At 61.3% G+C, this 9,897-nt stretch carries 10 protein-coding genes and 2 pseudogenes; 7 read left to right on the top strand and 5 right to left on the bottom strand.

Going from position 1 to position 9,897, the window contains the following annotated elements:
- Positions 1–215 precede the first annotated feature (215 nt).
- The 3 genes from msrA to SOP85_RS24410 are packed head-to-tail and all read right to left on the bottom strand — an operon-like array spanning position 216 to position 1,869.
- Positions 216–722 (bottom strand): peptide-methionine (S)-S-oxide reductase MsrA, encoded by a 507-nt coding sequence (gene msrA, locus SOP85_RS24420; RefSeq protein ID WP_274077802.1) that lies wholly within the window; start codon positions 720–722, stop codon positions 216–218.
- A gap of 53 nt (positions 723–775) precedes the next feature.
- The gene (locus SOP85_RS24415; RefSeq protein WP_323628482.1) at positions 776–1,264 is read right to left on the bottom strand and encodes a copper chaperone PCu(A)C; all 489 of its coding nucleotides are present in this window, start codon (positions 1,262–1,264) and stop codon (positions 776–778) included.
- A complete protein-coding gene (locus SOP85_RS24410; protein WP_323628481.1) occupies positions 1,264–1,869 on the bottom strand; it encodes an SCO family protein in 606 nt (201 codons plus the stop codon). The genes SOP85_RS24415 and SOP85_RS24410 overlap by 1 nt, the downstream gene beginning before the upstream one ends.
- Before the next feature lie 242 nt (positions 1,870–2,111).
- On the opposite strand from SOP85_RS24410, the gene SOP85_RS24405 reads away from it, so the two are divergent.
- Entirely contained in the window at positions 2,112–2,312 is a 201-nt protein-coding gene (locus SOP85_RS24405) for a YbdD/YjiX family protein (protein WP_274077804.1), read from the top strand.
- A gap of 507 nt (positions 2,313–2,819) precedes the next feature.
- Here the strand turns inward: SOP85_RS24405 and SOP85_RS31470 are convergent.
- Positions 2,820–2,891, bottom strand: a pseudogene (locus tag SOP85_RS31470) (DUF6124 family protein); the annotation flags it as partial.
- Positions 2,892–3,312: 421 nt separating this feature from the next.
- Between SOP85_RS31470 and nirB the strand changes: the two are divergent.
- From nirB to SOP85_RS24390, 3 genes are read left to right on the top strand one after another with little or no spacing between them, the layout of a single operon-like run.
- On the top strand, positions 3,313–5,874 hold the full coding sequence (nirB, locus tag SOP85_RS24400; RefSeq protein ID WP_274077805.1) for a nitrite reductase large subunit NirB: 2,562 nt from the start codon (positions 3,313–3,315) through the stop codon (positions 5,872–5,874).
- Complete coding sequence (gene nirD, locus SOP85_RS24395) at positions 5,874–6,248, top strand: nitrite reductase small subunit NirD (RefSeq protein ID WP_274077806.1); 375 nt, start codon at positions 5,874–5,876, stop codon at positions 6,246–6,248. The genes nirB and nirD overlap by 1 nt, the downstream gene beginning before the upstream one ends.
- 25 nt (positions 6,249–6,273) lie before the next feature.
- The gene (locus SOP85_RS24390; protein ID WP_323628480.1) at positions 6,274–6,714 is read left to right on the top strand and encodes a CBS domain-containing protein; all 441 of its coding nucleotides are present in this window, start codon (positions 6,274–6,276) and stop codon (positions 6,712–6,714) included.
- An 88-nt stretch (positions 6,715–6,802) separates the two neighbouring features.
- On the opposite strand, the gene SOP85_RS24385 is transcribed toward SOP85_RS24390, so the two are convergent.
- The gene (locus SOP85_RS24385) at positions 6,803–7,234 is read right to left on the bottom strand and encodes a nuclear transport factor 2 family protein (RefSeq protein WP_323628479.1); all 432 of its coding nucleotides are present in this window, start codon (positions 7,232–7,234) and stop codon (positions 6,803–6,805) included.
- A 171-nt stretch (positions 7,235–7,405) separates the two neighbouring features.
- Here SOP85_RS24385 and SOP85_RS24380 point away from each other — a divergent pair, with 171 nt between their 5' ends.
- The 3 genes and pseudogenes from SOP85_RS24380 to SOP85_RS31460 all read left to right on the top strand — a co-directional run bounded on the left by SOP85_RS24380 (position 7,406) and on the right by SOP85_RS31460 (position 9,790).
- Positions 7,406–8,080: a DUF2238 domain-containing protein gene (locus SOP85_RS24380; protein WP_323628478.1), complete on the top strand. Its 675-nt coding sequence runs from the start codon at positions 7,406–7,408 to the stop codon at positions 8,078–8,080.
- Positions 8,081–8,119: 39 nt separating this feature from the next.
- A pseudogene (locus SOP85_RS31465) lies at positions 8,120–8,932 on the top strand (MCP four helix bundle domain-containing protein); the annotation flags it as partial.
- Complete coding sequence (locus tag SOP85_RS31460; protein ID WP_414920062.1) at positions 8,927–9,790, top strand: methyl-accepting chemotaxis protein; 864 nt, start codon at positions 8,927–8,929, stop codon at positions 9,788–9,790. The pseudogene SOP85_RS31465 and the gene SOP85_RS31460, both read left to right, overlap by 6 nt.
- Positions 9,791–9,897: the final 107 nt, after the last annotated feature.

The raw sequence follows: 9,897 nt of genomic DNA, 5'->3' as shown, positions 1-9,897 counted from the left end.
ACTCACGCGCTACGCAACCCATTGTAGGAGCTGGCTTGCCAGCGAAGAGGCCCGAAAGATCGATGCAATACTCGAGGACACCTTCGCCGGCAAGCCGGGCTCCTACAGGTCCGAGGCGGCCACGGTTTCACGTGCGGCGCAACCCATTGTAGGAGCTGGCTTGCCAGCGAAGAGGCCCTCAAGGACACCATAGCCAGCAAGCCAGCGCCCACAAATCATTTACGCTTGGGCAACGTCCAGTTCGGTCGTATGAAGTGGCAGGTGTAGCCGTTGGGATAGTGCTCGAGGTAGTCCTGATGCTCAGGTTCCGCCTCCCAGAACGGCCCGGCGGGTTCGATCTCCGTGACCACCTTGCCCGGCCACAGGCCAGAGGCATCAGCGTCGGCCACTGTATCCTCGGCCACGCGCTGTTGCGCTTCATCCAGATAATAGATCGCCGAGCGATAGCTCATGCCGATATCGTTGCCCTGACGATTGAGGGTGCTCGGATCATGGATCTGAAAGAAAAACTCAAGGATCTGCCGATAACTGATCTGCTCCGGGTCGAAGACGATTTCGATCGCTTCGGCGTGGGAGCCATGGTTGCGATAGGTTGCATTGGGCACATCACCACCGGTGTAGCCCACCCGCGTGGAGATCACGCCAGGGTAGCGCCGCAGCAGATCCTGCATGCCCCAGAAGCAGCCGCCAGCGAGGATGGCGGTTTCGGTGTTCGTCGTCATCAGTACGCACCTCCCATCAAAGAGCGACCTCCGTTAGGGAGGCCGTCAGTCCCTCAATGCATCTTGCTGTGATCCATGTTGCCGTGATCCATCGTACCCAGTGCCCGGGCCTCGGCGTCTACCTTGATCGTCTCTTTCTCGCCCTTGGCGTTTTCCACGGTCAAGGTCAACGGCACTTTGCTACCTTCCTTGATCTGGCCCGTCAGGTCCATGAGCATGATGTGGTAGCCATGGGGATCGAAGCTCACCGCCTTGCCGGCCGGCAACGCCACGGACTCGACCTGCTGCATGCTCATCACATCGTCTTTCATGCTCGACTGGTGAATCTGCACCAACTTCGCCACCGGCGACTGCACGCTGAGCAGCTTGCTGTCAGTGTCGGCCTGCAAGGTCATGAAGGCGCCGCTCGAAGGCTGGCCGGCCACCGTCGCCCGGACCCAGGCGTCGTTGACCTGGGTTTGCGCGGACACCTGCCACGCCATGCCGATCAGGGTCAGGCCCAGGGCCAGTTGTTTGAAACGGGGTGCGCAAAACAAAGTCATCAGCAGACCTCCATGACGGTGAGCAGGTCTTCTGCGCACTCTTGAGCGGTAAGGGACGCGGACAGGCCGAGGCGCAAATTGCCCCGGGAGTCGAACACGAAGCTGGTCGCGGTATGGGACAGGGTGTAGGTATCGCCGCTGGGGACTTTCTCGAAGAATACGCCGAACTCCTTGGCGGTGGCGGCGGTTTCTTCCAGGGTGCCGGACAGCGCTTCGAAACTCGGGTCGAAGGCCTTCACGTACTTGTCGAGCAACTCGGGGGTATCGCGTTCGGGGTCCAGGGTGATGAAGATCACTTGCAGGCGCTCGCCATCGCGGCCCATCAGTTTCTTTGCCTGGGCGGCGCGTGCCAGCGTGGTCGGGCAGACGGCCGGGCACTGGGTGAAACCGAAGAAGATCATCGGCATCAGGCCCTGATAGCTGCCGAGCATGCGGGTTTCGCCTTCGGCATCCTTGAGCTTGAAGGAACGCCCCATGATCTTGTCGCTCAGGTCCTTGCCGTACTTGAACGACAGCTTGCTGCTGTCATCACAGCCGGCGAGCAGGCCGAGGCTCAGCAGGCTCATGCCTTGCAGGACCGTGCGGCGGGAATACAACGTACTCATGGAAAAAAGCATCCTGTGTAGCGACTGGAAATCTACAGTGGCTGATCTCTGAGACGAGAAAAAGCGCGTGGATGTTAACAAACTGTTGCCCGTTGGCGCTCAATCGATGGCCAGCCGGTCATGCGCCAAAAGGTCGCGGTCGGTGTAATACATGAAAATACAAACGCGGCGGATGCCGACACATTGCAGATACAAACTTGCGATTAGATGGCGCTTTCCAACGAGTTGAAGCGAGTATCGTCATGATCCGTAAACTGCAGCAAGCCGCCCGTTTCCTTGGCCAGAGTGCGCGTTTGATGGTGGGCGTACCTGATTACGACAACTACGTTGCGCAGCGGGCGATCACCCATCCGGGGGAGCCGGTGATGAGCCAGGAGGCGTTTTTTCGTGAGCGTCAGGAGGCGCGTTTCGGTCGTGGGAAATGTAATACGCGGTGTTGCTGACGCTGCAAACTCCCGCTTATGGACCCGATCCACTGCAGGGCTGGCTCGCCCGAGATGGCCTCATAACGGCCACCATCGCATCGCCAGCAAGCCGGCTCCTACGGATATGTGTCACGCCACAAATTCAACTTACCTGCGCGAAACCTGTAGGAGCTGGCTTGCCAGCGATGGCGGCATAATGGCCACCATCGCATCGCCAGCAAGCCGGCTCCTACGGGTATGTGTCACGCCAAAAATTCAACTTACCTGCGCAAACCTGTAGGAGCTGGCTTGCCAGCGATGGCGGCATAACGGCCACCATCGCATCGCCAGCAAGCCGGCTCCTACGGATATGCGTCACGCCAAAAATTCAATTTACCTGCGCGAAACCTGTAGGAGCTGGCTTGCCAGCGATGGCGGCCTGACAGCCAACCCGTCTCTCGCGGCCGTGCCCAATCTACTGTGGGAGCCGGCCTGCCGGCGATGGCGGCCGAAAGACCAGCGCATTATTGAAGGGCGGAACACCCATCAAGGCGGATCAATCTGATCCAGCACCCAATTCGCCGTGATCTCCGCCAGCATTACACGGTTTGAAATCCCGGCAGCGCAATCGGCCGCTGCATGCACTTTTAAAGCGCCATGCCTGACAACGTGCACCAGTGCGAAGCGGTTTGCCGAGTTTTTCTATCGCAAGCTGCAACAGCCGCCCGACCCGCTCAATCCGCCAGAAACACGCCTGACTCGCGGTCATCACGCCAGTTTTCACGACCGTGGAAGTATCAATCAGCAATCTGGCACAAACACTGCATCGCTCCCCTCAAGCCCCTCTGAAAAAGAAGGGCAGCCCTCTCGGTCAACGACGATCGACTGGCCGCACAGGTCGTGGGCAACATCGGTGGATCAGGCATGGCCGTCTGGTTTCAACACCGCAAAAGAACAGGCAAAGACGCCTGGAACCGCAAGGTTTCAGGCGTTTTTTTTTGCTTTTTTTCACCGTGATGGGCTTTGGGCAGGGTCGTATATGAATTCCAATGTAGCCAGTTTGAACAAGCTGCAAACGCTGATCGTGATCGGCAATGGCATGGTCGGGCATCATTGTGTCGAGCAGTTGATCGAGCGCGGCGCGCTTGATCGCTATCGGCTGCACGTCTTCAGTGAAGAGCCGATGCGTGCCTACGACCGCGTGCATCTGTCCGAATACTTCTCCGGTCGCGATGCCGAGTCGCTGGCACTGAGCGACGCGGCGTTGTACCAGACGCCCGGCGTCACCCTGCACCTGGGGGTGCCGGTGTTGGAAATCGATCGTGCCCGGCGCCAGGTGATCACCGCGCAAGGCTGTGTGGCCTACGACAAGCTGGTCCTGGCCACCGGGTCCTACCCGTTCGTGCCGCCGATCGAAGGCGCCGAAGGCGATTCGCGGCTGGTCTATCGCACCCTGGAAGACCTCGATGCCATCCGTGCCGCGGCGGCCAATGCCCGGCGCGGTGTGGTGGTCGGCGGTGGCCTGCTCGGCCTGGAAGCCGCCAACGCCCTGAAAAGCCTGGGACTCGAAGCGCACGTGGTGGAATTCGCGCCACGGCTGATGCCGGTGCAACTGGATGACCTCGGTGGGCTGGCGCTCAAGGCGCAGATCGAGCGGCTGGGCGTCGGTGTGCACCTGTCCCGCGCCACGCAATCGATCAGCGCCGGCGAGCAGTACCGCTATCGGATGAATTTTGCCAACGACGAATTCCTCGAGACCGACCTGATCGTGTTCTCCGCCGGGATTCGTGCCCAGGACGCTCTTGCCCGGCAATGCGCGCTGGACATCGGCCCGCGCGGTGGCGTGGTGATCGACGACACCTGCCTGAGCTGCGACCCGCACATCTACGCCATCGGCGAGTGCGCATCGTGGAATGGCAGCCTGTTCGGCCTGGTCGCCCCCGGCTACCAGATGGCCCGCAGTGTCGCCGCGCGCCTGTGTGACGATGCCGCCGAGCCGTTCCAGGGCGCCGACATGTCGACCAAGCTCAAGCTGCTGGGCGTCGACGTCGGCTCCATCGGCGATGCCCACGCCAACACGCCGGGCGCCCGCAGCTATCAGTTCATCGACGAAACCAGTGCCAGCTACCGGCGCCTGGTGGTCGACGCCAGCGGTAAACAGGTGCTCGGTGCAGTGCTGATCGGCGACAACAGCTACTACGACACGCTGCTGCAATACATGCAGAACGCGATCGCATTGCCTTCCGAGCCCGCCGCGCTGATCCTGCCTTCGTCCGAAGGCGCACCGACCCTCGGCCCTGGCGCCTTGCCGGAAACCGCCACGGTCTGCTCCTGCCACAACGTGACCAAGGGCGCCATCTGCTCGGCCATCGACGGCGGTTGTACCGACCTCGGCCTGCTCAAGTCACAAACCAAGGCCTGCACCGGTTGCGGCGGTTGCGCCGGGTTGCTCAAGCAAGTCTTCGAGCATGAGCTGATCGCCCGTGGGGTCAGCGTCGACAAGAGCCTGTGCGAACACTTCGCCTACACCCGCCAGGAGCTGTATGCGCTGGTGCGGGTGGAAGGGGTGATCAGTTTCGAAGAACTGCTGGCCAAGCATGGCCGTGGCCACACCGGTTGCGACGTGTGCAAGCCGGCGGTGGGCTCGATCCTGGCGTCCTGCTGGAACCAGCCGATCATGGACCCGTCGCTGGTGCCGCTGCAGGACACCAACGACACCTTCATGGCCAACATGCAGAAGAACGGCACCTATTCAGTGGTGCCGCGCATTCCCGGTGGCGAGATCACCGCCGACAAGCTGATTGCCATCGGCGTTGTAGCGAAGAAATACGACCTCTACACCAAGATCACCGGTGGCCAGCGTATCGACCTGTTCGGCGCCCAGTTGCATCAGTTGCCGGACATCTGGAGCGAACTGATCGAAGCAGGCTTCGAAACCGGCCACGCCTACGGCAAGTCGACCCGTACGGTGAAGTCCTGCGTCGGCAGCACCTGGTGCCGCTACGGCGTGCAGGACAGCGTGCAAATGGCCCTGACCATCGAAGACCGCTACAAGGGCCTGCGCTCGCCGCACAAGCTCAAGTTCGCCGTGTCGGGCTGCACCCGTGAATGCGCCGAAGCGCAAAGCAAGGACGTCGGCGTGATCGCCACCGAGAAGGGCTGGAACCTCTACATCGCCGGCAACGGCGGCATGCGCCCGCGCCATGCCGAGCTGTTCGCCACCGACCTCGACGACGCGACCCTGATCCGCTACATCGACCGCTTCCTGATGTTCTACATCCGCACCGCCGACAAGTTGCAGCGCACCTCGGTCTGGCGCGAAAGCCTGGAAGGCGGCCTGGACTACCTCAAGGACGTGATCATCCACGACAGCCTTGGTTTGGGCGCCGAGCTCGAGTCGCAGATGCAGCTGGTGGTCAATCGCTACGAATGCGAGTGGGCCAACGCCCTCAAGGACCCGGAAAAGCTCAAGCGCTTCCGTACTTTCGTCAACGACAAACGCGCGGACCCGGACATCCACTTCGTCCAGGAACGCGGCCAGCGCCGGCCGATCATGGCGGCCGAACTCAACCTGATCCCTGTTACCGAGGAGAGCGTTTGATGAACCAGTCCAATAGCCAACGCGTTGAAACCACTGCGTCTGCCACCTGGCAATCGGTGTGCAGCCAGCAGGACCTGGTCAATGACTCCGGCGTGGTGGTGTGGCTGGACGGTGCCCAGGTGGCGCTGTTCTACCTGCCGGGCATGGAGGGTAAAAACCTCTATGCCATCGACAACCACGACCCGCAATCCGGGGCCAATGTCATCGGCCGCGGCCTGGTGGGCAGCATCAAGGGCGACCTGGTCGTTGCCTCGCCTATCTACAAGCAGCATTTTCGTCTTGAGGACGGCAGTTGCCTGGAGTACCCGCAACAGCGCTTGCGGGTATGGCCGGTGCGGCTGAACGACGGGGTGGTGGAAGTCGCAGTGGCCTGAGTGCCTTTTTCAGCAGGAGACGGACATGAAGACAGCCGCACAGTTGCTCAAGCTCAAGGTCGTGGAAAACCAGCAGGTGCACAGCATCGGCCCGGACGCCATGGTGTTGGAGGCCGTGCAGAAAATGGCCGAAAAGAACGTCGGCGCGTTGCCGGTGATCGACAAGGGCCAGGTCGTCGGGGTGATCAGCGAGCGCGACTATGCGCGCAAGGTGGTCCTGCTGGGACGTTCGTCAGTCGGCACGCCGGTCAGGGCCATCATGAGTTCCCCGGTGGTCACGGCCGATAGCCTACAGAGCATCGAGCATTGCATGGCGGTCATGACGGACAGCCATTTGCGGCACCTGCCGGTGGTGGAGAATGGCGAGCTGATCGGGTTGCTGTCGATTGGTGATCTGGTCAAGGAGGCCATTGTCGAGCAGGCCGACCTGATCCGGCAGTTTGAACATTACATTCGCGGGCACTGAAACCAGCGGGTGAGTCAGCGCAACACAAAAGGGGGCGAAGGGCGGGTAGACGCCGATTCGCCCCCTTTTTTTCGGGATCAGCCAACCATCAGAACTTGAATGCCTGGCGTCCTACCAGCAGCCATTTTCCGTCTTGTTTCTGCCAGATCTGGAAATTCTCGATTTCCGTCGGGACCACCTCGGTGCCTTTGAGGGCCTGGGCCGAGAAGTGATGGCGGACCAGCGCGACATCGCCGGAGACGGTGATGGTCTGGTTCTGCATCTCCAGGGTCTTGAAGGCGCTTTTGCCGGTTTCGATATCGGCGATGAAGGCTTTCTTGTCCTGGATCTTGCCGCTGGAATGGCCGTAGGTGAGGTTCTCGGCGGTCAACGCCTTCAGTTCAGGAATGTCCTTGTGCAGCATCGCCTGGGTCAAGTGGTCGACGGCTTGCGCCACGTCCTTGTCCCCGGCAGCCGGGGTGGCGGCCACGTAGCCGCTGAACAGGCACAGAAAACCGATCAGCATTTTTGCTTTTTTCATGTTGTTTCCTTGTTGTTGTGGGGGAGCGGATCGACGTGTACCAGATTACTCGTCGGTCATCGTACAACCTAGCATGGGGCGGAGGAAAAAAGCGAACTTGCACCCTGGTTTTGTCTCAAAGTTAAAAGGTGTTGCGACTTCAATGGTGCCAGGGTTCGAGGACTTCAAAACATGCAGCCCAAGGAACATCCGCGATACGAATTGACGCTGCTCATCCTGTTTCTGCTGATCGTCATCGCCTTGGGTTATGCCCCTCGCAGCCGGGTGGATTGGGCGCTGGAAAACCTGCTGGCGCTGCTGCTGGTGGGGACGTTGGTGGTGTTTTATCGCCGCTTTCGCCTGTCTGCGGCCTCACTCACCCTGGTGTTCGTGTTCTTGTGCATCCACGAACTGGGAGCTCATTACACCTATTCCCTGGTGCCGTACGACCGTTGGTGTTCGGAACTGACCGGGGTCAGCTTCAACAAGAGCCTTGGCCTGCACCGTAACCACTACGACCGCCTGGTGCATTTGAGTTACGGGCTGTTGATGGCCTGGCCGGTCCGCGAAGTGCTGCTGCGGCTTACCCCGTTGCGCGGGCGCTGGCTGTTTTTCGTGGCCCTGAACATCATGCTGTCGACTTCTGCCGTCTACGAACTGGTGGAATGGATCGGTGGCGCTTACCTTGGCGACGACACGGCAAAAGCCTTCGTCGGCGCGCAAAACGACCCCTGGGATTCGCAAAAGGACATGGCGCTGGCCGTCGCCGGTGCATTCGTCAGCCTGGTATTGGTTTCCCTGCTCAATACGGCAGACACAGCCGCTTTACCTACCGCATGTCGCAAAAACCGCAATCAGTGGCAATAGCCTTCAATTCGCGCAGAGACCCGTCGATAACCTCTTGAGATGCCATTCGCGGTGGCCGTTGGCCGCCAACCCACGTGTCAGAAGAGGAACCACAGCGTGTCCATTAAACTGCGTTTACTGTTGCTGATAGGGACCGGGTTGCTCACCGCGTTGGTCATGGGCCTGGTCGGTTACCTGGGGACGGCCCGGATGGCGGAGGCGGTGCAGGACAACGAAGTGGGCATGACCGTGCTGCGCAACCACATGGAAGCCGACATGATGCACGACGCGCTGCGCGCCGACGTGTTGTCGGCGATGCTGGTCGGGCTGGGCAAGAGCACCAGCAGCCAGGCCGAGGTGCGCACGTCCATCGAAGAGCATGCGGCGCACTTTCGGCAAGTGCTCGGCGACAACCTCAAGCTGCCGGTCAACGACACCCTGAAAACCGCGCTGAACAGGATCAAGCCCAGCCTTGACACCTACATCAGTACGGCCGAGCGCATTGTCGGCATGGCCCTGGAAAATCCCGAGGCCGCGCAAAAGGAACTCGGCACCTTCAACAGCGCGTTCAGCCAACTGGAAGAGCAGATGGCCGCCCTCAGCGAGCTGATTGAAAGCAACAGCAAACAGGCCAGTGCAGGCACCCGCCAGGTACTCGGCAGCGCCAACCTGACCCTCGGCGCCGTGCTCATCGCCAGCCTGTTGTTGTTGCTGGCCCAGGGCCGCTGGGTGATCCTGAGCATCATGGGGCCGTTGCGCACGGCCAGCCGCATTGCCGAGAGCATCGCCCACGGCAACTTGAGCGAACCCATTGTCGAGCCGACCCGCACCGACGAAGCCAGCCTGTTGATTCGCAGCCTGGCGACCATGCAGCGAGATTTGCGCGGCATGATCGAAGTGGTGCGCAGCAACGCCCATGGCGTCAGCGGCATGAGCACACGCCTGAGCAATGGTTGTCACGAAGTGGCCGGCAGCAGCCAGCAGCAAAGCGCTGCCGCCAGCACCATGGCCGCCGCCGCCAGCGAAATGACCGCGAGCATCGAGGAAATCACCCGGCATGCCGGGCGAGCGCTGGACATGGCCAACCAGGCCGAGGCGCTGGCCAAGGATGGCGGACGGGTGATCCATCAGGTGGTCAACGACATGGACGGCATCGCCCGTTCGGCGCAGCAGTCGGCGCAGGTGATCCGCACGCTGGACAAGGAATCCGAAGGGATTTTCAGCATCATCCAGGTGATCAAGGGCATCGCCGACCAGACCAACCTGCTGGCGCTCAACGCCGCCATCGAGGCCGCACGCGCCGGGGAGCAGGGCCGTGGTTTTGCCGTGGTGGCCGACGAGGTGCGCAGCCTGGCAGGCCGCACCAGCGCCTCGACCCAGGAAATCGCCGCCATGGTCTCGCGCATCCAGCAGAGCACCCGCGAGGCGGTGATCAGCATGGAGGAGGGTGTCGCCCAGGTCGACAAAGGCATGGCCGTGACCGCCGACGTCGAGCGCGCCATCCGCGAAATCCTCGAGGCCACGCTCAACACCACGCAACTGGTCAACGACATCAGCCGCACCATCGGCGAGCAGAGCCTGGCCAGCAATGAAATCGCCCATCAGGTGGAGATGATTGCCGGGATGTCTGAGGGCAACAGCAAGGTGATCGGGCAGACGGCTTCGACCACGGATGAGTTGTCGAGCCTGGCGGGTCAGTTGTCGCAGTCGGTGGATCGGTTTCGGCTCTGAGACCTCTCGCTGTCTTTAAGGGCCTCTTCGCGAGCAAGCCCGCTCCCACAATGGAATGCATTCCAAATGTGGGAGCGGGCTTGCTCGCGAAGGGGCCGGCCCTGACT

The sequence above is a fragment of the Pseudomonas sp. YuFO20 genome, assembly GCF_035064975.1.
In the GTDB taxonomy this organism is placed as follows: domain Bacteria; phylum Pseudomonadota; class Gammaproteobacteria; order Pseudomonadales; family Pseudomonadaceae; genus Aquipseudomonas; species Aquipseudomonas putida_AE.
The sequence above is the reverse complement of the archived record's forward strand: the minus strand, read 5'-3'. Positions and strand labels throughout refer to the sequence as shown.